The organism is Rhizobium sp. 05L429, from assembly GCF_056397645.1.
The window spans coordinates 295,318-320,499 of record NZ_JBFTNV010000002.1 but is presented as its reverse complement, the minus strand read 5'-3'; the positions used below and the strand labels follow the sequence as shown (position 1 = coordinate 320,499).

Sequence of the window (25,182 nt, the reverse complement as noted above, 5' to 3'; positions counted from 1 at the left end):
AGGGAGAGCGAATGCTGACGAAATCGAAGCACGGCCTGAAGGATGTCACCGAGGGACTTCTGCGGCCGTTGAACCAGACGGAACTGAAAGCAGCACTCGTCGACCTCCAGGAAATCGGCAGGAGCGAGCCTGTTGTCGCCGATATGCTGAAGGCCGAAGGACCGCTTCGCGATTTCGTCGCCGCCGTCTTGACCCTCTCTCCCTACCTGCGCGAGATCGCCAATCTCGATCCGGCAATCCTTGCCTCCGCCATCAGCGATCCGCTGGAACCGCAGATCGAGGCGCTGATTGCAGAGGCGCGCGATTGCTGGAAACCGGACAATGAAGGAAGCGCGCCGGGTGAAGGCCAGGTGATGAGCAGGCTGCGCATCATCAAGCGCAGGGTGGCCTTCCTCACAGCACTTGCCGACCTCGCCCGCATCTTCGACGGCAAGGCGACGACCGGCTGGCTCAGCGAGCTTGCAGAAGCCTCAGTCGCAGCGGCGATCGATCATCTGCTGTTCTCCACCCACGAAAGCGGCAAGCTGAAGCTGAAGAATGTCACGGCACCCAGCGAAGGCTCCGGCCTGATCGTTCTCGGCATGGGCAAGCTCGGAGCGTCCGAGCTCAACTATTCCTCCGACATCGACCTCGTCGTCTTCTTCGACGAAGAAGCCGGCATCGTGCCGGACCCCGATGATGCGATCGAGATTTTCCCGCGCATGATGCGGCGGCTGGTGCGCATCCTGCAGGAGCGCACGGCGGATGGTTATGTCTTCCGCACCGATCTGCGGCTGCGGCCGGACCCCGGCTCGACACCGCTCGCGATTTCCGTCGATGCCGCCATGATCTATTACGAGGGCAGGGGGCAGAACTGGGAGCGGGCGGCTTTCATCAAGGCCCGCGCCGTCGCCGGCGATCTGCCGGCAGGCGAGCAGTTTCTGCGCGGCCTGGTCCCCTTCGTCTTCCGCAAATATCTTGATTATGCGGCGATCGCCGACATCCACTCCATCAAGCGGCAGATCCACGCCCATAAGGGTCATGGCGCCATCGCGGTAAAGGGCCACAACGTCAAGCTCGGCCGTGGCGGCATTCGCGAGATCGAATTCTTCGTGCAGACCCAGCAGCTGATTGCCGGCGGTCGTATGCCCGCACTGCGCTCCCGCGTGACAGAGGAGACGCTGGCAGAGCTCACCAGGGCAAAGTGGATCGACGCGGAGACGCGCGACGAACTGACGGAGGCCTACTGGTTCCTGCGCGATGTCGAGCACCGCATCCAGATGGTGCGCGACGAGCAGACCCATCTTCTGCCGGAGACGGACGCAGAATTGAAGCGTATCGCCTTCATGATGGGCTTTACCGACACGCCGAGTTTTTCCGAGCGGCTGGTGGAAGTGCTGAAAGCGGTCGAGCACCGTTACGCCGACCTCTTCGAACAGGAGACCAAACTGTCCGTCGGCACAGGCAACCTCGTCTTTACCGGCCAAGGCGACGATCCCGATACGCTGGAAACGCTGAGGAAACTCGGCTTCGAACGCCCTTCGGACATCTCTCGCATCATCCGCACCTGGCACTATGGCCGCTATCGTGCCACGCAATCGGTGGAGGCGCGCGAGCGGCTGACGGAGCTGACGCCGGAGCTTCTGCGCGTCTTCGGCGAAAGCAAGCGGGCGGATGAGGCGCTGCTGCGCTTCGACAGCTTCATTTCCGGCCTGCCATCAGGCATCCAGCTCTTCTCGCTGCTTGGCAGCAATCCGGCGCTGCTCTCCCTCATTGTCAACATCATGTCCTCGGCGCCCAAGCTCGCGGAAGTCATCGCCGCCCGCCCGCATGTCTTCGACGGCATGCTCGATCCCGCCCTGATGGCCGAGCTGCCGACACGCGACTATCTCGGCGAGCGCCTGGAGGCTTCGCTCGTGCAGGCCCGGCACTATGAGGAGGTGCTCGACCGGCTGCGCATCTTCGCTTCCGAACAGCGCTTCCTGATCGGCATCCGCCTGCTGACGGGCGCGATCAACGGCGACATGGCCGCACGCGCCTTCACCCATCTCGCCGATCTCATCATCAAGGCGGCGCTCGACGCGGTCATGAATGAGATCCGCGTGGCACATGGTGATTATCCCGGCGGGCGGATCGCCATAGCAGGCATGGGCAAGCTCGGCAGTTTCGAGCTGACGGCCGGCTCCGACATCGACCTTATCCTGCTTTACGACTACGACGATTCCGCCACCGACTCCGATGGTGCAAAGCCGCTCGATGCGACGCGATACTTCACCCGCATCACCCAGCGCCTAATCGCCGCCTTCTCCGCCCCGACGGCTGAAGGCGTGCTCTACGAAGTCGATATGCGCCTTCGCCCCTCCGGCAACAAGGGACCGGTCGCCACCCGCATCAATTCCTTCGGCAAATATCAGCGCGAAGAAGCCTGGACCTGGGAGCACATGGCGCTGTCGCGCGCCCGGCTGATCTGCGGCGATCAGAGCCTGATCGGCGAAGTGGAAGGCATCATCGCCGACGTGCTTCAGGCAAAACGCGATATCGCCAAGGTGGCCCATGACGTCACCGAGATGCGTGAGCTGATCGAGAAGGAGAAGGCGCCGGAGAACGGCTGGGATCTGAAGCTCATCCCGGGCGGCGTGATCGATATCGAATTCATCGCCCAATATCTGGCGCTGATCGCGCCGGCAAAGGGTGTCGAGATTACGGTGAACGGCTTGACGACAGGCGTAGCCTTGAAGGCGCTCGGCGACAAGCTGATGGCCTCCGCCGACCTCGATACCTGCCTCGAGGCATTCACGCTCTACACCGAGCTTTCACAACTCATTCGCCTCTGCATCGACGGCCCCTTCGACCCGAAGGAGGCCCCCGCCGGCTTGATCGAACTCGTCTGCCGCGCCGGAGACTGCCCTGACATCAAGACGCTGGAGGCTGAAGTGAAACGGCTTTCCAGGGCGGTGCGTAAGGTTTTCCAAGCGGTGGTGAAGGCCTAGCGCCTGGTCACCTTAAGCATGATCGGGAATGCGCAGCGAGATCACCGTCCCGACGGACTCGCGGGAGCGGATTCTCATGCTGCCGCCGTGCAGATTGGTCAGCGAACGGGAGATGGCGAGGCCGAGGCCCGAGCCGCCCTTGCTTTTGGCATACTGGCTCTGCACCTGCTCGAAGGGCTGGCCGATCTTGATCAGCGCTGTCTGGGGAATGCCGATGCCGGTATCGGCAATGGTGACCATGACGCCATCTGCGACGCGGCGGGTGCGGACGGCAATGCGCCCGCCCTCATTGGTGAACTTGACGGCGTTGGAGAGCAGGTTGAGCAGCACCTGCTTCATGGCGCGGCGGTCGGCCATCAAGGTCATGCCCGAGGAGATGCGCTGCTCGATGACGATGTTCTTCTCTGCCGCCGGAATGGCGGTGAAGCGCAGGCTTTCCTCGATCAACGGTGCAAGGTCGGTGCGCTCGCGCGACAGCAGCATGTGGCCCGCCTCGATCTTCGACATGTCGAGAATATCGTTGATGACGTTCAGGAGATGCTTGCCGCTGTCATGGATGTCGCGGGCATATTCATTGTACTTGGCCGAGCCGAGCGGGCCGAACATCTGGTTCTGCAGGATCTCCGAGAAGCCGAGGATGGCGTTGAGCGGCGTGCGCAGCTCATGTGACATGTTGGCGAGGAATTCCGACTTCGCCTTGTTGGCTGCTTCCGCGCGTTCCTTCTCCACGAGATAATTGGAGTTGGCGGTGGAAAGCTCGGCCTTCTGTGATTCCAGCGTCTGGCGCGAGGCGGAGAGATCGTTGATCGTCGCCATCAGCCGGCGCTCGGAATCGCGCAGGCGCTCCTGATGGCGCTTCAAAGGCGTGATGTCGGTGCCGACCGATACGCGGCCGCCATCGCGGGTGCGCCGCTCGTTGATCTGCAGCCAGCGCTCGTCGGCAAGCTGCACTTCCGTCGTGCGCGAATAGCCGGAGCCGTCGGCATCGGCAATGCGCCGCTCGATGACGGGACGCGCCGCGGCAGAGTTGACGGCCGTGCGCTCGGTGCCGGGCACAAGCACGCTGTCGGGAAGCCCGTAGGCCTGCTGGAAATGCGCGTTGCACATGACGAGCCGGTCGTTCTTGTCCCACAGCACGAAGGCTTCCGAGGTACATTCGATGGCATCGGCCAGACGCTGGTCGGCCTCGGCATAACGCTGCGCCAGGCGATGCTGCTCGGTCACGTCCATGGCGATGCCGATCATGTGCACACGGCCGGAATGGCTGCGGATCACCTGGGCGCGGGCACGCATCCAGACATAGTGGCCAGCCGCATGGCGCATGCGGAAGATCTGGTCCACCTGGCCGGAATCGCCCTTGGCGACGGCGCGGGCGATCTCGTGCAGGCCATTGTCTTCCGGATGCATGAGCCGCGCCGCATCGGCAAAGCCCATCGTCTTGTCGGAGCCGGCAAGCCCGAGCATGTCGTACATCGAGCGCGACCAGAAGAATTCGCGGTTCTGGAAATCGAAATCCCAGAGGCCGCAACGACCGCGCGACAGCGCCGTCTCGACCCGCAGATTGGATTCCAGGAAGATGTCGTCGGCATCGCGCGCCCGTTTCACCTGCATGTAGTAGGCGTAGAGGACAACGAGCAGGATGGAGGAAATGCCGGCAAACAGCGTGACGTTGAGTGTCAGCTCCTCGCGCCAGAGACGGTTGATGTCATTGAGCGAGATGGCGGAAATGATGTAGCCGCCGGCCGTGCCCATCAGGGCGATCTCGGCATAATGCAGTTCGCCGCCGATGCTCGTTTCGATGACATCGGTGCGGTCGCCAAAGCGGCGGATGGCGGAGATCTCGGGAAAAAGGGTCGAGACATCGGCGCCGACATAGGAGGCGCCGGCCGCCGTCGCCGCAAATACCTTGCCGCTTGCCTGGACCAGCAGAACGAAGGCGCCGTTTTCCAGCCGGTCCTGCGGCAGGAATTTCGCAAGACGCGCCTGTGCCCCGGCGGCATTGCCGCCATCGAAGAGATCGGTCGCATCGGAAAAGACGGCGGCGGCGGTTGCAGCGGAAAGCGCCGTCGCATGGCGCGCGGAAGCCTCCATGCGGGTATATTCGCTGACCATGCCGAAGAAATGCGAGGCCGCCACGACAGCAAGAAAGGCGACGATCAGAACCGGGATGGTGCGCTTCAGCAGAAGCTCCGCCTTTGGCAGGTGGCGCAACAAGGGTTCAGGAGCCTTTGCGGCCTGACCGGACAGGCTGTCGCGCCAGGCTTTGAGCCCGGCAAAATCGACACGCAGCCGCCCTTCGGCCGCGGTTGCCCGCCGCACGTCCATCATCTCTGAACCCTGTCCCTCGTGTGATTCGCGCGCCGCTCGCTCGAACTACACCTAGAGAATCATGCGTGATTCGCCTTGTCCATAGCTGGCGGTAAAAATTTATTAACTATTTGTGATTGCTGGTTTTTCAGAGGGATTCGCTGATGGCGAGCCTAGCTGCTCCACGGGTGGAAGACAGCTAGGCGGCAAATCATTTGCGAGAAATCACCCCTTGAGAGTGCGCTCGACGATATCGCGAACATCGGTCGAAAGGCTGGCCGCCCGCTCGATCTCGATCAGTGCCGAGCGTGCGTGATCGGCACGCGCCGATTCCAGCGAGCGCCAGGAGCGCATCGAGGTCAGCAGGCGAGCGGCGAGCTGCGGGTTGCGCTGGTCGATATGGAGGATCTCGCTGGCGAGGAAACGGTAGCCTTCACCGTCGGCGCGGCCGAAGCCGGTCGGATTGCCGAAGGCGAACGTGCCGACGAGCGAGCGCATGCGGTTCGGGTTCGTGCGCTTGAAGAGCGGGTTTTCCATCAGCGCCTTGACGCGATCGACCGCGCCGTGGCCGGGAATGCCGGCCTGGATGGCGAACCACTTGTCGACGACGAGCGCATTTTCCTGGAAACGGCTGCGGAAGGTTTCGAGCGCGGCCTTCGCCTCTGCGCTGTCGGGGAAGCGATGGGCGAGGATCGTCAGCGCATGGCTGAGATCGGTCATGTTGTTGGCGCCGTCGAAGGCGGCCTTGGCGCGGTCAGGGCTGCCCTCGGCATAGGAGAGATAGGTGAGGGCGGTGTTGCGCAGCGCGCGGCGGCCGGCGCTCTTGGCATCCGGGCTGAATTCGCCCGGTGTGGTCATCGCGTCGTAGAGGGCCGCGAAGGTGGCTTTGCCGGCTTCGGCGATCTGTTTCATGATCGCCTGGCGGCCGGCATGAATGGCATCCGGATCGATATTGCTTCCGAGTTCGCGGGCAATGTCGGATTCGCTCGGCAAGGCCAGCGCCTGGGCGCGGAAGGCGGGCTCGAGGTTTTCATCGGCAGCGGCCGCAAGCAGCGTCTCGACGAAGGTCTGTTCGCAGACGATCGCGGCACCCTCGCGGGCATCGCGGGCGGCCTTGAGCAGGTTCGGCAGCGCGAGATCGGTCAGCGCCTGCCAGCGGGCGAAATGATCCGTCTCATAGCGCGCAAGCAGGGCCAGATCGGCCGGGCTCTGGTCGAAATGCAGGTTGATCGGTGCGGAGAAGCTGCGGTTGATCGAAACCACCGGACGTGAGGCAACGCCGTGGAAGACAGCCGTTTGCGTGCGCGCGGTCAGATGCAGCACCTCGCCAGCATATTCGGCGCCGTCGACCTTAACAGGCTCGATCTTGGAACCGTCCTCGGCAAACAGAGCGAGGCTCAGCGGAATGTGCATCGGCTCCTTGTTCGGCTGGCCGGGTGTCGCGGGAATCATCTGTTCCAGCGACAGGCTGAAGCTCTTGGCGCCGGCATCATAGGTGCCGGAGGCGGTGACGAGCGGTGTGCCGGCCTGATGGTACCAGAGCGAGAACTGCGAAAGGTCGCGGCCGCTCGCATCTTCGAAGCATTTCACGAAATCCTCGATCGTGACGGCCTGGCCGTCATGGCGATCGAAATAGAGGTCCATGCCCTTCTTGAAGGTTTCGCGGCCAAGCAGGGTCGCGATCATGCGCGTGACTTCGCTGCCCTTCTCATAGACCGTCGTCGTATAGAAGTTGTTGATCTCGCGATACTTGGTCGGGCGCACCGGATGGGCGAGCGGGCCGCCGTCTTCCGGGAACTGCTCGGACTTCAGGTGGCGCACCTCGGCGATGCGCTTGACCGGGCGCGAGCGCTGGTCGGACGAGAATTCGTGGTCGCGATAGACAGTCAGGCCTTCCTTGAGGCAGAGCTGGAACCAGTCGCGGCAGGTGATGCGGTTGCCGGTCCAGTTGTGAAAATATTCATGCGCGATGATCGCCTCGATATTGGCGTAGTCGGCATCCGTCGCGGTCTCGGGATCGGCGAGCACGTATTTGTCGTTGAAGATATTGAGGCCCTTGTTCTCCATGGCCCCCATGTTGAAGTCGGACACGGCGACGATCATGAAGATATCGAGATCGTATTCGCGGCCGAACACTTCCTCGTCCCACTTCATCGAGCGCTTCAGCGCGTCCATGGCATAGGCCGCGCGCGGCTCCTTGCCGTGCTCGACATAGATCTTCAGCACGACCTCGCGGCCGGACAGGGTGGTGAAACTGTCTTCCACGACACCGAGATCGCCGGCGACCAGTGCGAAGAGATAGCTCGGCTTCGGATGCGGGTCGAACCAGGCGGCGAAATGCTTGCCGGGGCCATAACCGGCGCCGCCGAGGAAGTTGCCGTTCGACAGGAGCAGCGGGTTGGCATCCTTGTCGGCGATGATGTTGACCGTGTAGGGCGCCAGCACGTCCGGCCGGTCGGGGAAATAGGTGATACGGCGGAAGCCTTCGGCCTCGCACTGCGTGCAATAGATGCCGCTGGTGCGGTAAAGGCCCATCAGCTGGGTGTTGGCTTCCGGATTGATGATCGTGGTGACGGTGACTTCGAAAGGCACCGTTTCCGGCAGGTCGCGGATGGTGAGGCTTTCGGGCGTTACCGTGTAGCGTTCCGGCGCCAGTTCGTTCTGGTCGAAGAGAAGGCTGTAAAGATTGAGTTCGTCGCCATCGAGGATCAGCGGGGCAGAAAGATCAGCGCCTTCGCGACGGTGGAAGATCAGCCGCGCTTCCACCTTCGTTTCGGTCGGATCCAGTTCGAAAGTCAGGTCGACGCGTTCCAGCACGAAATCGGTTGGGCGGTAGTCTGCCAGATTGATGACCTGACCGGTATCTGTTCGCATGTTCCGTGAAGACCTTTATTAGACAATGGCCGAATATAGAGGCGGGCGCACTCTGCTGAAATTTGGCCGCCATAATTACATTAAAGTCTGAACTAAAGTTAAAGCAAATTGGCCGTGAGCGCGAAGTTCACAGCCAAATTATCATGGTCAAATTGTCGTGTATGTGCAGCCGAAAGGGGAAGACTGCTATTTGAGATTGAGGGCAGTCTTGATTGCAGCATCACTTTCCGTCTGCTGTACCACGACGCCACACCAGCCGAGCCCGTCATAATCCTCGTAGCCGAGCGTGCGCGCAAAGGCGACGATCGAGCCGTTATTGTCGTAATAGCTGCCCTTCGGCTGGCCGGTCTGGTTGGCGAGCGCAAAATGGGTGAAGAGCATGGCCGGATTGGTGCTGGCAATCACACGACTTGCGCCGTCGAGCAGCATGACGGTGGTCTTTTCCGCAAGCTGCGGCGGCAGGTTCGCTTCCTTCTCGACGATCGCCTGGCCCTGGTTCTGCCAGTCGAAATAGACGCCCAGCGTGCCGAGCAGCTTGCCGTCGACCTTGCCGCCTTCGCGGATGCCGGTGGCATAGACGAGGGCATGCCGCTGGTCGTGGAGAAGGCTCGGCTTTACCTCGTCGACGATATAGTCGTCGCCGGAGGCGCAGCTTGCTGCAGCCCGGAACCAGGGATCGCCCGCAAGCGAAGAGCCTGATATCTTGCGCTGGAAGGTCGGATTGGCCGACGCGATCACCCGGCCGGAGAGATCGGTCATCACGAGATCGAGATAGACGGTATAAAAGCGGTTGATGACGCCGAGCCGTTCAGCCGCGAAGGCGACACGATCCTTGTCCGGATCCTGCAGCGCCTGCCAGAGCGCCGCATCCGTTGCCCACCAGCGCACGTCGGCTGTGCGCTCGAAGAGGTTGCGCACGATGAGCTGAACCAGCGTCTGCGCGAGATCGGTCAGCCGCACGCCTTCCATCTCGGTGACGAGCGAATCCGCCATCGCACGGCTGAGGCCGATGCGCCCGAGCACATTGCTCTCGAACTTGCTGGTGATCTCGGTGGCGATCTGCGCCAGCCGCTGCACTTCGTTGGCGACGACGGCAAAGCCCTTGCCGGTTTCGCCGGCGCGGGCCGCCTCGATCAGAGCGTTGATGGCAAGCAGCTTGATCTGTTTGACGATGCTGGTGTTGTCGGTGCTGAAACGCTCCAAATCCGTGCTGATGCCATCGGTCACGACACGCATCGAGCGGGGCGTTGCGTTCTGTGACTGGGATATGATCTCTGCGCTGAGCGGCTTCATCAAAAAGATCCTGAAAATAATCTACGCGACTGGCTGCGGAACGAATGCGATTCTTTTGTATGGCTAATTCGCTGAGAACGATGCGGTGGCATGGTTTGCAACCGGTTAACGCAATAGGTGCGGATACGAACATTTTCGGGGGAATGAGCGTAAAACGTGAAGTTTTTTCACCAGAAAACGGAGTTGCACAGAAAAGCGGCAGATAAAAACGGGTAGATACTTGCTACCTGGGTGGGGCAGATTTTTCCCCACTGGCGCATTTCTTCGGTTACGATGAAAAAATCGTCCGCTGCGTTCGAGTCGAACGCGTCTCCCCCGCTCGGCATACCCGCATAAGAGCCTGGATCATGGAATCGGTTCTCAGAAACCCGATGAGAGGCATTGCGCTGAAAGTCTCGTCGGTCGTGGTCTTCCTGGCCATGCAGACATTCATCAAGCTGGCAGGGTCGGGTATCCCGCCGGGGCAGGTAACTTTCTGCCGCTCCTTCTTCGCGCTGTTTCCAATCATGGCCTATCTCGGCTACCGGCATCAGCTGCGCTCAGCCTTCTACACCGCCAATCCGATCGGCCATCTGAAGCGCGGCACCCTCGGCATCATCTCGATGGGGCTCGGCTTCTACGGGCTTCTGCATCTGCCGCTGCCGGAGGCGATCGCGCTCGGTTATGCGACGCCGCTCGTCGCCGTCATCTTCGCGGCCGTCTTCCTGGGGGAGACGGTGCGCGTCTATCGCTGGAGTGCCGTCTGCTTCGGCATCATCGGTGTCGCCATCATCTCCTGGCCGAAGCTGACCTTGTTCCGGGAAGGCGGCATGGAGGCCGAACAGGCAACCGGCGCGCTCTGCGTACTTTTGTCGGCCGTGCTCGGTGGCATGGCGATGATCCAGGTGCGCCGCCTCGTCGAGGAAGAGAAGACGGCGACGATCGTGCTCTATTTCTCGATTATCGCTTCGGTTTTCTCGCTGGCGACCGTGCCCTTCGGCTGGCTGCTGCTGGACTGGTCATCGGCCCTCTTCCTGATTGCCGCCGGTTTCTGCGGCGGTGTCGCGCAGATCCTCCTGACCGAGAGCTACCGCCACGCGGACGTGTCCACCATCGCTCCCTTCGAATACAGCTCGATCCTGCTCGGCGGCATCGTCGCCTACTATGTCTTCGACGACGTTCCGAGCAACACGATGCTTTTCGGCACCGTCATCGTCATCGCCGCCGGCATCTTCATCATCTACCGCGAGCATCAGCTTGGCCTCGAACGCCGCGAGGCGCGAAAAGCCGGCGCGCCGCAATCCTGAGCGGCTGAATCTATATCAAAAGTCGAATTTCCTATCGCATAGATTGAAAAATGATGCCATCCGCCCCTCTAAAGAGAGTGGGATGGTGAAATATTGGGATATCGCATTCCGCAAAAATGTGGTTATGAAAGTGAATTACTTTCATTTATTCAAAGCTGTGCATAATCGATAGGCCATTGATGCCGGGGGAGTTTCGGTATCGCTGCTCCGAACGCTGGCTTGCGAGCGAGGGTTGAGGAAAAGCATATGGCGTTCACGGCAGAACAACTGGCGCAGAACCCTTCTTTTTTAGTGAGTATTCGCTTCCTGGCCGGGCAAATGCGCGGCATGTTTGATGCGGGGCCGCGGCTGGCGCGCCTGCTGGCCTCGCATCAACGCTGGCTGCTGACGCAGACGGCCTATGCGCTGCATCTGGAATACGATCCGCAGGACGTGACCTCGGGTTTCACCGCCGTTCGGCTGACCGGCAAGATCACCGCCCACAAGATCGCCAGCCGCAATACGGTGCTCGCCTTCATCGAAGAGCTTTTCACCTATCGCTTCATCACCCATACGCCCGGCGACGAGCGCCGCCGCCCTCGCCATTTCGAGCCGGCCGAAGTCAGCCATCAGGCAATGTTCGGCTGGTTGCACACCAACCTCGGCGCGCTTGATCTCATCGATGGTGGAAACCGGGCGGCGCTCCTGCTGGAAAATCCTCTGCTATTCCGCCAGATCCAGCCGCGTGTCGCCTATAACTGCCTCGAGGATGCCAACTGGCGTGAGCCGCCTGAACAGGTGGCGCTGTTTCTCTGGACGGAAGCGGGCGGTATGGTCATCGATCATTTCATGTCCCGGCTCGATCTCGAAGGAACCGATCCGACACGGCTGGCGATCGGCAAGATGGAAACCCGCGCGCTGGCCGGTGATTTCATGATGTCGCGCACGCATCTCCAGCGGCTGCTCGCCAAAGGCGCGCAACGCGGCTGTGTCGGCTGGTACGACGAGCCGAAGAAGTCGCAGCTGTGGTTGTCGCGCGATTTCCTTAGAGAATATGTCGGCTGGCAGGCGATCAAGTTCGCCTATGTCGATGAAGCCTTCGAATCGGCAAAGGCGCAGCTCGAAAGCGCGAACGGTGACAGCATCAGCCCAAAAATCGGAATCGATTTTCGGAAAGCCTGATGCGCAGATTAAAGAGAGTGAGAGCGTCCATTGTGCATTCGAATGGACGCGCGGCGCTCTGAATCAAATCCAGCAAAAGTGCGCAGCGGTTTTGCGTCCACAACTGCGTGAAAATACCCTCAGAGCGCGATGGCGGAAGCCGGGCTCTTGACCTCGGACGGGGTGTCGCAAAGCTCGCTCCGATATTCGCGCGCGGCGCAGACGGCAGCACGGATATGCTCGAAAGATTCGATGTTGCGCAGCAGTGAAATCAGGATTGTGGACATCGGTCGATACGTCTGAAAACGGAGAAGGGCAGGCGAACCGCCTGCCGGATCGTCATTCCGGAATTCTCAATATTCCTGGAAATCCGCGAAGATCATCGCCGGACGCGACGTGCGGCCGCTGATGCCGGTGCCGCGGGCGATCATCTGTTCGTTGGTGGCAAAGCCGAAACGGCTGTAGCCCTGGGTAGTGCGAACTTGATCGCTTGCTTGGCGCAGGGTTTCAAACCCGCAATGTATAGGACGAAAACGCTTGCTCATGGCCTTGGTTCCTGTTCGTTCCTCCCAAGACACGCCTTCTATATTGCAGTGCAGCATCGATTCTTCAATGCACCCTTGCAGGATGCAGCCATGCGCATATTGCATGGACAAATTCATAATATTTTCAAACTTGGCTAATTTGTAAGCAAAGACAGTTCTCTAAGTCTAGCCTGGAAGGCCAGCAGATCGCTCCAGGCGAGCCGCTTATTGACCGGTGCAGTTAACAGGTCCTGCGGATGCAGACTGGCTATGGCCGGGATGACCTGATCTGCGACAGCGATCTCCTTCCACCGGCCGCGAAGCCCGTGAATCGTGTCATTCTCGCCAAAGAAGAACCGTGCCGTGTAATTGCCGAGCAGCAAAATGGCACGCGGCTCGGCGAGCGCGATCTGCCGCTCGATGAAGGGACGGCAGATCTCCGTTTCGGCCGCCGAAGGCATGCGGTTGCCGGGCGGACGCCAGGGAATGATCTGCGTCAGGAGAATGGCTGAGCGCTCCAGGCCGATCGAGGCCAGCATCCGGTCCAGCAGCTGGCCCTGACGGCCGGCAAAGGCCGCGCCCTCGCGCTCGTCATCAGCGCCCGGCGCCGGGCCGATCACCATGATGCCGCTTGCCGGATCGCCGCTCGCAAAGATGGTCGAGCGGACGCTGTGCTTGAGATTGCAGCCGTTGAAGGCTTCGAGCGCCGTCTTCAATTCCGCAAGCGAGCGGGCGCTCTCGGCTGCGAATCGCGCCTGTTGCACCGCTTCGCCGTCCGGGATTGCCGGTTGCGGCCGCGAGGCAGGCGGTGGCGCCGCTGCACGCTGTTGCGGTGCGGGCGAGGCTGGACGGACGACAGCTTGCATCTCCGGTTGCGCCGGCCGTTCCGGTTGCTGTTGGGCAATCGGTGTCGCCGGACGGCGCGCGGCCTTCATCGCCTCGAATTCGGCGAAACGGTCGACCGGCTCTTCTTCCAGCAACCAGTCCACACCCGCTTCCGCATGAAAATGCAGAAGCGCGGCAAGTTCGGCCGGACTCAGGTCGTTGGCGGAGATCATGGACAGACTTTAGCGGAGCGAAAACGGCAATGAAAGGGCGGGCGGACCTGCCGCCGCCCTTTCGGCCGTCATTGCACAGTCCATTGGTCGATGTCGTCGCGTTCGCCGATCAGCGCCAGACCGTGCGCGATCGAGAGCAGCTCGCCGCCGCTTTCGATCTTGTCGCGGTCAAATCGCTCGGTGAAGATGCGCCGCACGGCCGGCACGAAGGATGTGCCGCCGGTCAGGAACACCTTGTCGATGCCGGATGTATTCGTGTTGGTCTTCTCCAGCACCTCGTCGAGCGCCCCTTCGATGCGGGCAAGGTCGTCGACGATCCAGCTTTCGAAATCGCTGCGTTTGATCGTGCGATGGCCGCCGCGGCCGAGCGGCGCGAAATCGAAAGCCGCCTCTTCGGCGGAGGAAAGCGCCATCTTTGTCGCCGAGACCGCCTGATAGAGTGGATAACCTTCGTCATGGTCGATGAGATCCACGAAGGTTTCCAGCTTCTCCGGCTCCAGCGCCGTACGCACCAGTCTCTTCAGATCCTCGAATTCCCGCGATGTCTTGAAGATCGACAGCTGGTTCCAGCGGCTGAAGCTCGCATAATAATTTGAGGGCACCTCAAGGATCTTGTCGAAGCTCTTGAAATGGCTGCCCTTGCCGATTTGCGGCGCCACGATGTTGTCGATCATGCGCGCATCGAAATGATCGCCGGCTACACCAACACCCGAATGGCCGATCGGCGTTGCCGTCAGCTTTCCGGCCTTGGTCTCGAAGCGGATCAGCGAATAGTCCGTCGTGCCGCCGCCAAAGTCGGCGACGAGTACGGTCGCATCGGACTTCAGGTTTTGCGCGAAGTAGAAAGCGGCGGCAACCGGCTCATAGACATAATGAATTTCCGGAAAGCCGAAGCGCGTCAATGCCTCGTTGTAGCGCTTTACCGCAAGCGCCGGGTCCGGACTGGCGCCGGCGAAATGCACCGGCCGACCGGCGATGATGCGGCTGATATTATCGGGCCAGTTTTCGCCTGCGTAATGGCGCAGGCGCCGGATGAAGATTTCCATCAGGTCTTCGAAGCTCTGCCGCTTGCCGAAGATGATCGTGCCCTGGAAGAGCGCGCTTGCCGCAAAGGTCTTGATGGACTGCAGGAAACGGCAGTCGCCGGGATTGTCGATGAACTGCTGGATAGCCGCATGCCCGGCCTCCACCTTCAGCGCCGAAGCACCGAGCTGGGCATCCTTCATGAAGGAGAGCGCGGTGCGCATGCTATCGGCCGTGCCGGCGCTGCTGGTCAGCGATATGGAATGGGTGTCAGCGCCGCCATCTGCCAGCGCCAGAACAGTATTGGTCGTGCCGAAGTCAAGCCCGAGCGCCTGTGCCATGGCCGTGCTCCCTTATCAGATCTATCGAAAATGACTGAACCGGGGCAGGTGCCCCGAAATACGAAAGGGCGCCTTATGGTGCGCCCCTGACATGTTGTGAGAGGCGCGTGATCGCACAGGAGAGGGTGGAAAGCAACCCGCTCCAATCAGTTTCCGAGCTGCACCCGCGTCTCCCCGGCCATCTTGCCGATCCACTTGCGGAACATCTCCATGGCAGGGGTGACGGAACGGGATTGCAGCCGAGTCAGCCAGTAGCTGCCCTTCGAAATCCAGATCGGGAAGGGCTGTTCCAGTTCGCCCGCTGCAAGCTGACGGGAGAACATCAGGGGCGGCGCCAGCGCTACGCCCGCGCCCTGCAATGCCGCCTCGATCATCAGCACGGAAGAATCGAAGACCATGCCGCGGATCGGCGGGGAGGTGACATCGGCCTTCTCGAACCAGCCCGGCCATTCGTCGGCACGGTAGGAGCGCAGCAGCGTCTGATGGGCGACATCTTCGGGGGCGGAGAGCTGGCGGGCAATTGTGGGGATGCAAAGCATGGAAAGCGGTGCTTCGAACAGCGCTTCGGCTTCTATGTCATGCCAGGCGCCATTGCCGAACTTGATCGCATAGTCGAGCCCTTCGGCGGCAATGTCGACGCGGTTGTTGTTGGTCGAAAGCCTGAGATCGATGAAGGGATATTGCTCGCGAAAGTCGGCAAGCCGCGGCAACAGCCAGCCGACCGCAAGCGTGCCGACGGCGCCGAGCTTGAGGACTTCACGCACATGGCCGCCCTCGAACCGCTCCAGCATGTCGGCCATGCGATCGAAGGAATCCTGCAGGGCCGGCAGCAGCGCAAGCCCTTCCTCGGTGATCATCAGCCCGCGCGGCAGGCGGCGGAACAGGCTGACGCCAAGGCGCTGTTCCAGAAGCTTGACCTGATGGCTGACGGCGGCCTGCGTGACGCAGAGCTCGATGGCCGCCCGGGTGAAGGAAAGATGCCGCGCCGCCGCCTCGAAGGCGCGCAGCGAATTCAGCGGCAAATATGGTCGAACCATGGCAATGGCCTAATCTGATTTATGCCTGACCGGAAATATCATCGTTTGATCGGGCCTTCCAGGCTGGCCTAGAAAGCTGAGGTCCAACCATTTGGAGAACGAAAGTGGCTTTCGAAAGACTTTTCCTTCTGGCATTTTCCATAAGTATTACAGCAATTTCAATGAACGCGACGCCGGCCTATGCCGCCGATCCGATCCGCTGCACCCTCATCATCGACGAGAAGACCGGTGACACGGTCTATCGTCAGGGCAATTGCGATCAGGGCTTTTATCCGCAGTCGACGTTCAAATTGCCTTTGGCCATGATGGGCTACGATTCCGGCATTCTCGTCGACGAACACACTCCACTCTGGATATATGATCCGAAGCTCAAGCGTTCCAAGCGCGAACAGAAGGATACCGATCCGACCATCTGGGAGCGGGATTCCATCGTCTGGTTCTCGCAGGCGCTCACCCGCAAGCTCGGCAAGCGCGCCTTTGCCGATTACGTCGAGCGCTTCGGCTACGGCAATCAGGATGTTTCGGGCGGGCCTGGCAACACGGATGGACTGACCGAAGCCTGGTTGATGTCGTCGTTGAAGATCTCGGCCGAGGACCAGGTACAGTTCCTGCGCCGTTTCCGCACCGGCAGCCTGCCGATCTCGGAGCGCGCGCGGCAGATGACCGAGGCGATCGTTCCGCATTTTGAGGCCGCCGCCGGCTGGAATATCCAGGGCAAGACCGGTGCCGGCTGGCTGCGCAACGCGGCCGGCAAGACCCATTACGAACGGCCGCTCGGCTGGTTCGTCGGCTGGGCGACGAAGGGCGACAGGCGGCTTATCTTCGCGAGACTTCACATCGCCAATCACCGCTATAGCGACAATCCGATCAGTTTCGAGACGCGGGATTCGCTGATCGCGGATTTCCCGAAGCTGGTCGACGGCCGCTGACATGAAAAGGGCGCCGGAAGGCGCCCTTTCTGTCTCTCTATTCCGCGGCCATCGCTCGCGCTTCCTGTACCACGTGCTCTTCCTTCTTCCCGCGGCTGAGCATGCGGTGGAGGAAATTCCCGAAGCGGTCCATCTCGACGAAGATGACAGGGGTAATGAAGAGCGTCAGCATTTGCGAAACGATGAGGCCGCCGACGACGGCGATGCCGAGCGGCTGGCGCAGTTCCGAGCTGGCGCCTGTGCCGAGCGCGATCGGCAGGGCGCCGAGCAGGGCGCAGAAGGTCGTCATCATGATCGGGCGGAAGCGTCGCACGCAGGCTTCGTGGATCGCCGCCGTCGCCTTCTCGCCCGTCGTGCGCATGGTCTCCACCGCAACGTCGATCATCATGATCGCGTTCTTCTTGACGATGCCGATCAGCATCAGGAGGCCGATAAGGGCGATGATCGACAGGTCGAAGCCCATGATCTTCAGCGCCAGCAGCGCACCGAAGGCCGCAGCCGGCAGGCCGGACAGGATGGTGAGCGGGTGAATGAAGCTTTCATAGAGCACCCCGAGCACGACATAGATGGTCAGAACAGCCGCCAGGATCAGATAGGGCGTATTGCCCTGCGACTGCTGGAAGATCTCGGCCGTACCGCCATAGGAGGTGAAGACATCGGCCGGCATGCTGATTTCCGTCTTGATCTGGTCGATCCTGGCCGTCGCGTCGCTGAGCGATACGCCTTCCGGCAGGTTGAAGGAAACGGTGGTGGAGACGAGCTGGCCCGTCTGGTTGATGGTGACGGGTCCGACCGTGCGCTCGACATGCGCGAAGTTCGAAAGCGGCACCAGGCTGCCATTGGACGAAGCGACGCGGATTTCCGAGAGTTTCTGGTCATCCCAGGGCTTGCTCGTGTCATATTCGACAATGACGTCGTAGCTGTCGCCGGTCGACTGGATTTCCGCAGCCGCAAAACCGCTGAAGGATTCCTGCAGCGTCGTGCGCAGCGTGTCGTTGTCGATCCCGTAGGCGGCTGCCCGCTCGGTATCGATGACGATATTGGCCTGCAGGGCGTTGTTCTGCGCATCCGAGGTCACGTCCGTGAACAGGCGGTCGCCTCGCATCGCCTGCTGGATCTTGCCGGCCCACAGGTTGGTCTGGTCGGCATTCAGCGCCTGTATGACCAGCTGATATTGGCTGGCGGTCTGGCGGCCGCCAAAGCGCAGGCTCTGGTTCGGCGTCACGAAGGCCTGCAGGCCGGGGATCTTGTTGATCGCCGTACGCAGTTCGCGCAACGTCTGGTCAAGCGGTGCACGCTGATCCTTGTCCTTCAGTTCGACGAACATCGAGCCGTTGTTCTGCGGCTTGTTGGGATTGCCGCCGATCGTCGACATCACGTGGTTGACCGCCGGGTTCGCCTTGACGACGGCCGCGGCCTGCTGCTGCAGGGCCTCCATCGCCGAATAGGAAATATCCTGCCGTGCCTGGGTGCTGATCGTCAGCCGGCCGATATCTTCCTGCGGGAAGAAGCTCGTCGGCAGCGTCATGAAGAAATAGATCGTCAGCGCCACCGAGCCGAGGAAGACCCCGAGGATGATGGGACGATGGCGAAGGCACCAGCCGACGGCATTGTCGTAACCGCGCAACGTCCGTTCGAAACCGGCATCGAAGATGCGGATGAGAAGCGGCGGGCGGCTGTGGTTGTTGGAAAGGCGCGAACCCAGCATCGGCGTCACCGTCAGCGAGACGATCGCCGAGGAGATGATGGCAATCGCCACCACCATGCCGAATTCGTTGAACACGCGGCCAACGACACCACCCATCAAGAGGATCGGGATGAAGACCGCGATCAGCGACACCGACATCGAGATGATGGTGTAGCTCACTTCGCCCGCACCCTTGATCGCCGCCTCGCGCACCGGCATGCCTTCCTCGACATGGCGCAGGATGTTTTCCAGCATGACGATCGCGTCATCCACCACGAGGCCCACCGCGAGCGTCAAACCCAGCAGCGAGATGTTGTCGATACTGTAGCCCAGCACATACATCATGCCGAAGGTCGAGATCAGCGACAGCGGAACGGCAAGGCCCGGAATGATCGTTGCGGTCGCATGGCCGGTGAAGAGGTAGATGACGAGAACGACGAGGCCGATCGTCAGAAGCAGCGTGAACTTCACGTCGGCGATGGCATCGCGGATCGGCTTTGCGGCATCGTTCATGACGACGGTGTTGACCGAAGAGGGTATTTCCGCGTGAAGCAGCGGCAGCTTGGCATTGATCGCATCCACGACATCGACCGTATTGGCATCCGGCTGGCGCTGGATGGCAAGGATGATGCCGCGCTGGCCGTCATACCAGCTGCCTGTATACTGGTTCTCGACGCTGTCCTGCACGTCGGCAATATCGCCGAGATGGATCGGCGCACCGTTCGGATTGGCAATGACCAGCGAACGGAACTGCTCGGCGCTGGTGCGCTGCGTATTCGCCGTGATGGTCATGGCCTGCGAATTGTTCTGCAGCGTGCCGACCGGCTGTTGGCTGTTGGCGGCGGCAAGCGCCTTGTTGACGGTATCGATGCCGATGCCGCGGGTCAGCAGCTTGTTGGGATCGACCTCGACGCGCACGGCATAGGTCTGCGCGCCGAAGACGCTGACCTGGGCAACGCCTGGAAGCGTCGAGAGCGACGGCGAGATGATGTCTTCGGCGATCTCGTCGAGCTTGCTGCGCGGCACGGTGTTGCTCTGCACCGAAAGCAGCATGACCGGCGCGTCGGCCGGGTTCGTCTTGCGGTAGCTCGGCGGCGTCGTCATGTTGTCGGGCAGCTGCCGCGTCGCATGCGAAATGGCTGCCTGCACATCGGCGGCGGCCGCATCGATATCGCGGTTGAGGTCGAACTGCAGCACGATGCTGGTGCTGCCGAGCGAACTCGACGCGCTGATTTCGCTGATGCCGGGGATCGTCTCGAACTGCTTGATCAACGGTGTCGAGACCGAGGTCGCCATTGTCTGCGGTGAGGCACCGCTCAGCTGTGCCGAGACGTTGATGGTCGGGAAGTCCACCTGCGGCAGGGCCGCGACCGGCACGAGCCGGTAGCCCGCAAGGCCCGCCAGGATGACGCCGATCGCAAGCAGCGTCGTTGCGACCGGGCGCTGAATACAGAAATTCGGGATCATTGCGCAGCCCCCACCGCGATCGTTTCGGCCTGCTGCTGTCGTTGCTGAGGCACGTCAGCGGACGCGACATCGAGCGTCTTGGCGTCGAATTGCTCGTTGACCGCCTGCTGGTCGCTGAGCTGGCCCTGGCCTTCGACGACCACGTGGTCGCCCTCCGAAAGGCCTGACGCGATAGCGGTGAAGCCGCCGTTGGCGCGGGCGACGGTAACAGGCGTCAAATGCGATTTTCCGTCCTTGGCCACGAAGGCAAAGAAGCCGTCGGGGCCGGGGCTGACGGCAACCGTCGGCACGACCACCTGCTGCTCGTCATTGTTGAAATGCACGACGATATTGACCGACTGGCCCGGCCACAGGGCGCCGGAGGCGTTTTCGAACTTCGCCTTGGCAAGGATCGTGCCCGATGCCGTGTCGACCGCGTTGTCGTAGAAGCTGACCTCGCCCTTGCGCACTTGTCCCTTGGTGGAATCGGGCGCCGTGCTGACCTCGACCGGACCGGAGGCCAGCGCCTTCTTCAGTACGCGCAGGTAGCGCTCCTGCAGGTGGAACTTCACATAGATCGGATCGTATTTGGCGATGGTGACAATCGCCGCACCGGCATTGACGAAGGCACCCTTGCTGAGGGCTATATCGCCGAGCCTGCCATCGAAGGGCGCACGAATATCGGTATGCTCGAGGATGACCTGGTCCGAAGCGAGCATGGCCTTGTCGGCTTCCACGGTTGCGGCGGCGGTATCGCGGGCAGCCTTGGCCTGATCGAGGCTCTGTTGGGTGCCGGCCTTCTGGTTGAAGAGGTCCTGCGCGCGGGTCAGCGCCGTCTCGGATTCTGCAAGCGTCGCCGTATCGCGCACGATCATCGCATTGTCCTTGTCGACGGCAGCCTTGGCCGTCCGGTCGTCCAGCTTGGCGATCAGGTCGCCCTCCTTGACCGTGGCGCCGTCTTCGGCCTCGATGCTGACGACCAGGCCCTGTTCCTGTGCGGCAATCGTCGTATTGTCCTCGGCATCGGCCCAGCCAGTCGCCGTTACATCCATGGGCAGAACGGCCTTTACGGCCGCCACGGTGTTGACCATGGTGGGGCCACCGGCACCGCGCCTGCGTCCGCCACTCTGTTGTTGACCACCTTGCTGCCCGCCGCCGCTCTGGGCCTGATCGGCCTGCGCTCGCTGATGGCCGCTGTTCTGGCCGCCCTCAGGCTTGTTGATGAGCTGTGACAGATAGGGGATATCAGAAGCATAGGGAATCTTGTCCCCGAACTGCCAGAAGCCAACCGCGGCCACGGCTACAATGCTGATGGTGATCCAAAATTTCTTCATGAGCGAGACCGGTCTTGTTTGGGCAGATTGCATGATTTTCCAGCCCGATTGAGCCGCCTATATTGCGGCGCAAAAAAGACATAATCACCCCGGCGATGATCACTAACCGGTTATAATGGCTTAAATTTTCGTAATGAACATTCTGTAATATTCAAACTATACTAATATATATTCGGGTAGGCAGCGTCGTCCACCTTGGTGACCTGCCAGCGCAGGCTGTATTGGCGAAACACTATTTCGTCCGCATTGCAGGTCTTGCGCGCGATGGAACTGGAAAACGCAGAGGCAGACGGTCATGGCCGAGTTGAATGCCGGTGAATTTCGCTCACTCATCACCAACATCTTTCCGGAACTTACGGCCTCCGTTTTCAGGCTCGCGACGAAGGGCTGGGATTCGATGGCCATCGATGTGGATGACAAGCTGATCTTCAAGTTTCCGCGCAATCCGGAGGCGGAGAGGGCGCTGGTGAAGGAGGCCGCCCTTCTCGGCATCATCAGGCCGTCGCTATCGATGGCAGTTCCCGACATGCGGGTCCATGACGGCCCTCCGGTCTTCTCCAGCCATGCCAAGATCCGGGGCGAACATCTCATCACCGACGATTATGAGGTGCTTCCGGAAGCGGTTCGCCAACGTCTCGGCGACGATCTTGCCCGTTTCTACGCAGAATTGCACGATCTCGACGACGATCGCATGCGTGCAGTCGGCGCCGCACCGATCCTGCCCTGGCAATCGCCCGAGACCGTCAGGGACAAGGCCTTGCCGCTGCTGTCCTCTCAGCTGGCAAGCTATGCGGAAAATGTCATCCGGGATTTCCAGGCCCTGTCGCCCGACCCCTGCGGCATCACTTACGGCTTCTTCGACGGCCACGGCTGGAACATGGCCTTCGATCATGCTGCGGACAGGCTGAACGGCCTCTATGACTTCGCTGATTCCGGCTTCGGCCCGCTGCACCAGGAATTCATCTATTCGAACTTCATCTCACCCGATCTGACGGCGCGTATCGTCTCGGGCTATGAGACGTTGACAGGTCGCCAGCTCGACCGCCGGCGCATCGCCATCCTGACCGGTTTCCATCGCTTGTCCGAACTCGCCGAACTTGCTGATGATCCCGCCTATATCGGCGCAAAGATCGATAGCGTCACGGCATGGGCCGCTGCTTCGGCCCATGCCGGATGATGCAATCAGTCAGACGGAACGCGCCGCGCCGCCGTCGCAGCGGATCAGCGAGCCGGTGATGTAGCTCGCCGGCTGGCTGCAGAGGAAGGCGGCCGTCGCGGCGAATTCCTCGACCTTGCCATAGCGGCCGACCGGAATGCGTGCTTCCTTTTCCACGCGGATGTCTGCGACGCTCTTGCCGGTCCGTTTGGCGGCGGCACCATCGAGATCGTCGAGCCGTGCGGTCAGGATGCTGCCGGGCAGCAGCAGGTTGGTGGTGACGCCGTGGCCGGCCACTTCCGATGCCAGCGTCTTGCTCCAGCCGGCAAGGGCCGGGCGCAGCGTGTTCGACAGCGCCAGATTGGCAATCGGCTCGATAACCCCTGACGAGGCCACCGTCAGGATGCGGCCCCAGCCCTGCACCTTCATGCCGGGCAGCAGTGCGTTGGTCAGCGTGATGACGCGCGCCACCATGGAGAAGAAATAGGTTTCGAGCTTCTCCGGCGTCATGTCCTCGGTGGTGCCGGGCGTCGGTCCGCCGGTATTGTTGACGAGGATATCGAGCCCGCCGAATTTCTCCTGCACGGCGGCCGTGACGCTTCCAACGAAATTGTCCTCGGAAAGGTCGGCCCAGATCCAGTCGGCCTTGCCCTTGCCTTGCGCATTGATCGCCTTGCAATTGGCGTCGAGCTGCTCGCCGCTGCGCCCGCAGAGAAGAACATTCGCTCCCTCCTGCGCCAGCGCCTTCGCAATGCCGAGCCCGAGACCGCGCGAGGAGGCCAGTACGAGTGCGCGTTTGCCCTTGATGCCGAGATCCATGATTTCCTCCATTTCCTGTGCCCTTTCTATAGGGCGCAAGTCCCGTGAAAGAAAAGGCCGAAGACAGCTTCCGAACCACTTCAATAATTGACGTTAACGTAAGCGTTATATAATCTTTTGTGCTAGGGAACATCATTGTGCGAATTGGGGGATTGGCTGTCGCTTCCCGGCTCGACAATGTTTTCCGGTTTTGACAAGAGAGTACCCCATAATGGGGATGAACGGCCTTGAAACGGCCGAGCGGAGACGGATGGATGACCGACATGACTGAGCTGCCCGAACGCGAAAGCATGGAATTCGACGTGGTGATCGTCGGCGCCGGTCCGGCCGGTCTTTCGGCGGCGATCCGGCTGAAGCAGGTCAATCCGGAACTGTCCGTCGTCGTCCTGGAAAAGGGGGCCGAAGTCGGCGCCCATATCCTCTCCGGGGCAGTCGTCGATCCCATCGGCATCGATCGCCTGCTGCCCGGCTGGCGCAGCGAAAGCGACCATCCCTTCAAGACCGAGGTCAAGGACGATCACTTCCTGCTGCTCGGCCCTGCCGGTTCCATCCGCCTGCCGAACATCATGATGCCGCCGCTGATGAGCAACCACGGCAATTACATCGTATCGCTCGGGCTTGTCTGTCGCTGGCTGGCGACGAAGGCTGAAGAACTCGGCGTCGAGATCTATCCGGGCTTTGCCGCAGCGGAAGTCCTCTACAATGACGAAGGTACCGTCATCGGTGTCGCGACCGGCGACATGGGCATCGAGAAGAATGGCGAGCCCGGCCCGAGCTACGCGCGGGGCATGGCGCTCATGGGCAAATATGTGCTTGTTGGAGAGGGCGTGCGCGGGTCGCTTGCCAAGCAGCTGATCGCCAAGTTCGACCTCTCAAGCGACCGCGAACCGCAGAAATTCGGCATCGGCCTCAAGGAGCTCTGGGAGGTCAAGCCCGAGAACCATCGCCGCGGCCTCGTGCAGCATTCCTTCGGCTGGCCGCTCGGCATGAAGACCGGCGGCGGCTCGTTCCTCTATCACCTGGAAGACAATCTCGTCGCCGTCGGCTTCGTCATCCACCTGAACTACAAGAACCCCTATCTCTACCCCTTCGAGGAGTTTCAGCGCTTCAAGACCCATCCGGCCATCCGCGGCACTTTCGAAGGCGGCAAGCGCCTCTCCTATGGTGCGCGCGCCATCACCGAAGGCGGTTATCAGTCGGTGCCGAAGCTCTCCTTCCCGGGCGGCGCGCTGATCGGCTGTTCGGCGGGTTTCGTCAACGTGCCGCGCATCAAGGGCAGCCACAATGCCGTGCTCTCGGGCATGATGGCGGCCGACCGCATCGCCGACGCCATTGCATCAGGCCGCGCCAATGACGAAGTGGTCGAGATCGAAACCGACTGGCGGGCGAGCGATATCGGCAAGGACCTGAAGCGGGTGCGCAACGTCAAGCCGCTCTGGTCGAAGTTCGGCACGGCCTTGGGCGTGGCGCTCGGCGGTCTCGACATGTGGACCAACCAGCTCCTCGGCTTCTCCTTCTTCGGCACGCTTGGTCACGGCAAGACCGATGCTGCTTCCCTGGAGCCGGCCTCGCGGCACAAGAAGATCGACTATCCGAAGCCGGATGGCGTGCTCACCTTCGACCGTCTCTCCTCCGTCTTCCTGTCGAACACCAATCATGAGGAGGACCAGCCGGTCCATCTGCAGGTCAAGGACATGGCGCTGCAGAAGTCATCGGAACTCGGCATCTATGCCGGCCCGTCGACACGCTACTGTCCGGCCGGGGTCTACGAATGGGTGGAAAAGGACGGCGAAGAGACCTTCGTCATCAACGCCCAGAACTGCGTCCACTGCAAGACCTGCGACATCAAGGATCCGAACCAGAATATCAACTGGGTGCCGCCGCAGGGTGGCGAGGGACCGGTCTATCCGAATATGTAACACGGGATGATCGTTCGGTGCCGCGAACTCGGCTCCAAAC

At 61.4% G+C, this 25,182-nt stretch carries 17 protein-coding genes; 6 read left to right on the top strand and 11 right to left on the bottom strand.

From position 1 onward, the window contains the following. The first annotated feature begins 11 nt into the window (after nt 1-11). Complete coding sequence (locus AC1DNW_RS03270) at nt 12-2,969, top strand: bifunctional [glutamine synthetase] adenylyltransferase/[glutamine synthetase]-adenylyl-L-tyrosine phosphorylase (RefSeq protein ID WP_113311497.1); 2,958 nt, start codon at nt 12-14, stop codon at nt 2,967-2,969. 12 nt (nt 2,970-2,981) lie between these two features. Here AC1DNW_RS03270 and AC1DNW_RS03265 read toward each other — a convergent pair whose 3' ends face one another. The 3 genes from AC1DNW_RS03265 to AC1DNW_RS03255 form a co-directional block, all read right to left on the bottom strand. After that, nucleotides 2,982-5,297, bottom strand: a complete 2,316-nt coding sequence (locus AC1DNW_RS03265; RefSeq protein WP_113311496.1) for a PAS domain-containing sensor histidine kinase — start codon at nt 5,295-5,297, stop codon at nt 2,982-2,984. 204 nt (nt 5,298-5,501) lie between these two features. Then, nucleotides 5,502-8,150, bottom strand: coding sequence for an aminopeptidase N (gene pepN / locus AC1DNW_RS03260; RefSeq protein WP_113311495.1), 2,649 nt, complete (start codon nt 8,148-8,150; stop codon nt 5,502-5,504). Nucleotides 8,151-8,336: 186 nt separating this feature from the next. Continuing rightward, nucleotides 8,337-9,443, bottom strand: coding sequence for a methyl-accepting chemotaxis protein (locus AC1DNW_RS03255; RefSeq protein WP_113311494.1), 1,107 nt, complete (start codon nt 9,441-9,443; stop codon nt 8,337-8,339). 347 nt (nt 9,444-9,790) lie between these two features. Here AC1DNW_RS03255 and AC1DNW_RS03250 point away from each other — a divergent pair, with 347 nt between their 5' ends. Together AC1DNW_RS03250 and AC1DNW_RS03245 are read left to right on the top strand one after the other, a co-directional pair. After that, the gene (locus AC1DNW_RS03250; RefSeq protein ID WP_113311493.1) at nt 9,791-10,729 is read left to right on the top strand and encodes a DMT family transporter; all 939 of its coding nucleotides are present in this window, start codon (nt 9,791-9,793) and stop codon (nt 10,727-10,729) included. 246 nt (nt 10,730-10,975) lie between these two features. Next, nucleotides 10,976-11,890, top strand: coding sequence for a hypothetical protein (locus AC1DNW_RS03245; RefSeq protein ID WP_113311492.1), 915 nt, complete (start codon nt 10,976-10,978; stop codon nt 11,888-11,890). 119 nt (nt 11,891-12,009) lie between these two features. On the opposite strand, the gene AC1DNW_RS03240 is transcribed toward AC1DNW_RS03245, so the two are convergent. From AC1DNW_RS03240 to AC1DNW_RS03220, 5 genes are all read right to left on the bottom strand, one after another. Then, entirely contained in the window at nt 12,010-12,156 is a 147-nt protein-coding gene (locus tag AC1DNW_RS03240) for a hypothetical protein (RefSeq protein ID WP_477832878.1), read from the bottom strand. A gap of 66 nt (nt 12,157-12,222) precedes the next feature. After that, entirely contained in the window at nt 12,223-12,414 is a 192-nt protein-coding gene (locus AC1DNW_RS03235) for a hypothetical protein (protein WP_113300917.1), read from the bottom strand. Nucleotides 12,415-12,548: 134 nt separating this feature from the next. After that, on the bottom strand, nt 12,549-13,451 hold the full coding sequence (locus tag AC1DNW_RS03230; RefSeq protein ID WP_113311491.1) for a uracil-DNA glycosylase: 903 nt from the start codon (nt 13,449-13,451) through the stop codon (nt 12,549-12,551). A 68-nt stretch (nt 13,452-13,519) separates the two neighbouring features. After that, nucleotides 13,520-14,815, bottom strand: coding sequence for an Hsp70 family protein (locus AC1DNW_RS03225; protein ID WP_113311490.1), 1,296 nt, complete (start codon nt 14,813-14,815; stop codon nt 13,520-13,522). A 146-nt stretch (nt 14,816-14,961) separates the two neighbouring features. Continuing rightward, the gene (locus AC1DNW_RS03220) at nt 14,962-15,852 is read right to left on the bottom strand and encodes a LysR family transcriptional regulator (protein WP_113311489.1); all 891 of its coding nucleotides are present in this window, start codon (nt 15,850-15,852) and stop codon (nt 14,962-14,964) included. 104 nt (nt 15,853-15,956) lie between these two features. Here AC1DNW_RS03220 and blaOXA point away from each other — a divergent pair, with 104 nt between their 5' ends. Then, complete coding sequence (gene blaOXA / locus AC1DNW_RS03215) at nt 15,957-16,781, top strand: class D beta-lactamase (RefSeq protein WP_113311488.1); 825 nt, start codon at nt 15,957-15,959, stop codon at nt 16,779-16,781. 37 nt (nt 16,782-16,818) lie between these two features. Here the strand turns inward: blaOXA and AC1DNW_RS03210 are convergent, their stop codons facing one another. Together AC1DNW_RS03210 and AC1DNW_RS03205 are read right to left on the bottom strand one after the other, a co-directional pair. Next, the gene (locus tag AC1DNW_RS03210; RefSeq protein ID WP_113300922.1) at nt 16,819-19,935 is read right to left on the bottom strand and encodes an efflux RND transporter permease subunit; all 3,117 of its coding nucleotides are present in this window, start codon (nt 19,933-19,935) and stop codon (nt 16,819-16,821) included. Beyond that, nucleotides 19,932-21,248, bottom strand: coding sequence for an efflux RND transporter periplasmic adaptor subunit (locus AC1DNW_RS03205; RefSeq protein WP_113311508.1), 1,317 nt, complete (start codon nt 21,246-21,248; stop codon nt 19,932-19,934). Before AC1DNW_RS03205 ends, AC1DNW_RS03210 begins: the two co-directional genes overlap by 4 nt. A gap of 295 nt (nt 21,249-21,543) precedes the next feature. Between AC1DNW_RS03205 and AC1DNW_RS03200 the strand changes: the two genes are divergently transcribed. Then, nucleotides 21,544-22,425 carry an aminoglycoside phosphotransferase family protein gene (locus tag AC1DNW_RS03200; RefSeq protein ID WP_113311487.1) on the top strand — a complete coding sequence of 294 codons (882 nt, stop codon included), beginning with the start codon at nt 21,544-21,546 and terminating at the stop codon, nt 22,423-22,425. A gap of 9 nt (nt 22,426-22,434) precedes the next feature. On the opposite strand, the gene AC1DNW_RS03195 is transcribed toward AC1DNW_RS03200, so the two are convergent. Beyond that, a complete protein-coding gene (locus AC1DNW_RS03195; protein ID WP_113311486.1) occupies nt 22,435-23,223 on the bottom strand; it encodes an SDR family oxidoreductase in 789 nt (262 codons plus the stop codon). 254 nt (nt 23,224-23,477) lie between these two features. Here AC1DNW_RS03195 and AC1DNW_RS03190 point away from each other — a divergent pair, with 254 nt between their 5' ends. Beyond that, nucleotides 23,478-25,142: an electron transfer flavoprotein-ubiquinone oxidoreductase gene (locus AC1DNW_RS03190; protein ID WP_113311485.1), complete on the top strand. Its 1,665-nt coding sequence runs from the start codon at nt 23,478-23,480 to the stop codon at nt 25,140-25,142. Nucleotides 25,143-25,182: the final 40 nt, after the last annotated feature.

Coding starts and splice junctions, on each gene's coding strand:
- AC1DNW_RS03270 (WP_113311497.1), top strand. CDS start 12: ATGCTGACGAAATCGAAGCACGGCCTGAAGGATGTCACCGAGGGACTT.
- AC1DNW_RS03265 (WP_113311496.1), bottom strand. CDS start 5,297: ATGATGGACGTGCGGCGGGCAACCGCGGCCGAAGGGCGGCTGCGTGTC.
- pepN (WP_113311495.1), bottom strand. CDS start 8,150: ATGCGAACAGATACCGGTCAGGTCATCAATCTGGCAGACTACCGCCCA.
- AC1DNW_RS03255 (WP_113311494.1), bottom strand. CDS start 9,443: ATGAAGCCGCTCAGCGCAGAGATCATATCCCAGTCACAGAACGCAACG.
- AC1DNW_RS03250 (WP_113311493.1), top strand. CDS start 9,791: ATGGAATCGGTTCTCAGAAACCCGATGAGAGGCATTGCGCTGAAAGTC.
- AC1DNW_RS03245 (WP_113311492.1), top strand. CDS start 10,976: ATGGCGTTCACGGCAGAACAACTGGCGCAGAACCCTTCTTTTTTAGTG.
- AC1DNW_RS03240 (WP_477832878.1), bottom strand. CDS start 12,156: ATGTCCACAATCCTGATTTCACTGCTGCGCAACATCGAATCTTTCGAG.
- AC1DNW_RS03235 (WP_113300917.1), bottom strand. CDS start 12,414: ATGAGCAAGCGTTTTCGTCCTATACATTGCGGGTTTGAAACCCTGCGC.
- AC1DNW_RS03230 (WP_113311491.1), bottom strand. CDS start 13,451: ATGATCTCCGCCAACGACCTGAGTCCGGCCGAACTTGCCGCGCTTCTG.
- AC1DNW_RS03225 (WP_113311490.1), bottom strand. CDS start 14,815: ATGGCACAGGCGCTCGGGCTTGACTTCGGCACGACCAATACTGTTCTG.
- AC1DNW_RS03220 (WP_113311489.1), bottom strand. CDS start 15,852: ATGGTTCGACCATATTTGCCGCTGAATTCGCTGCGCGCCTTCGAGGCG.
- AC1DNW_RS03210 (WP_113300922.1), bottom strand. CDS start 19,935: ATGATCCCGAATTTCTGTATTCAGCGCCCGGTCGCAACGACGCTGCTT.
- AC1DNW_RS03205 (WP_113311508.1), bottom strand. CDS start 21,248: ATGAAGAAATTTTGGATCACCATCAGCATTGTAGCCGTGGCCGCGGTT.
- AC1DNW_RS03200 (WP_113311487.1), top strand. CDS start 21,544: ATGGCCGAGTTGAATGCCGGTGAATTTCGCTCACTCATCACCAACATC.
- AC1DNW_RS03195 (WP_113311486.1), bottom strand. CDS start 23,223: ATGGATCTCGGCATCAAGGGCAAACGCGCACTCGTACTGGCCTCCTCG.
- AC1DNW_RS03190 (WP_113311485.1), top strand. CDS start 23,478: ATGACCGACATGACTGAGCTGCCCGAACGCGAAAGCATGGAATTCGAC.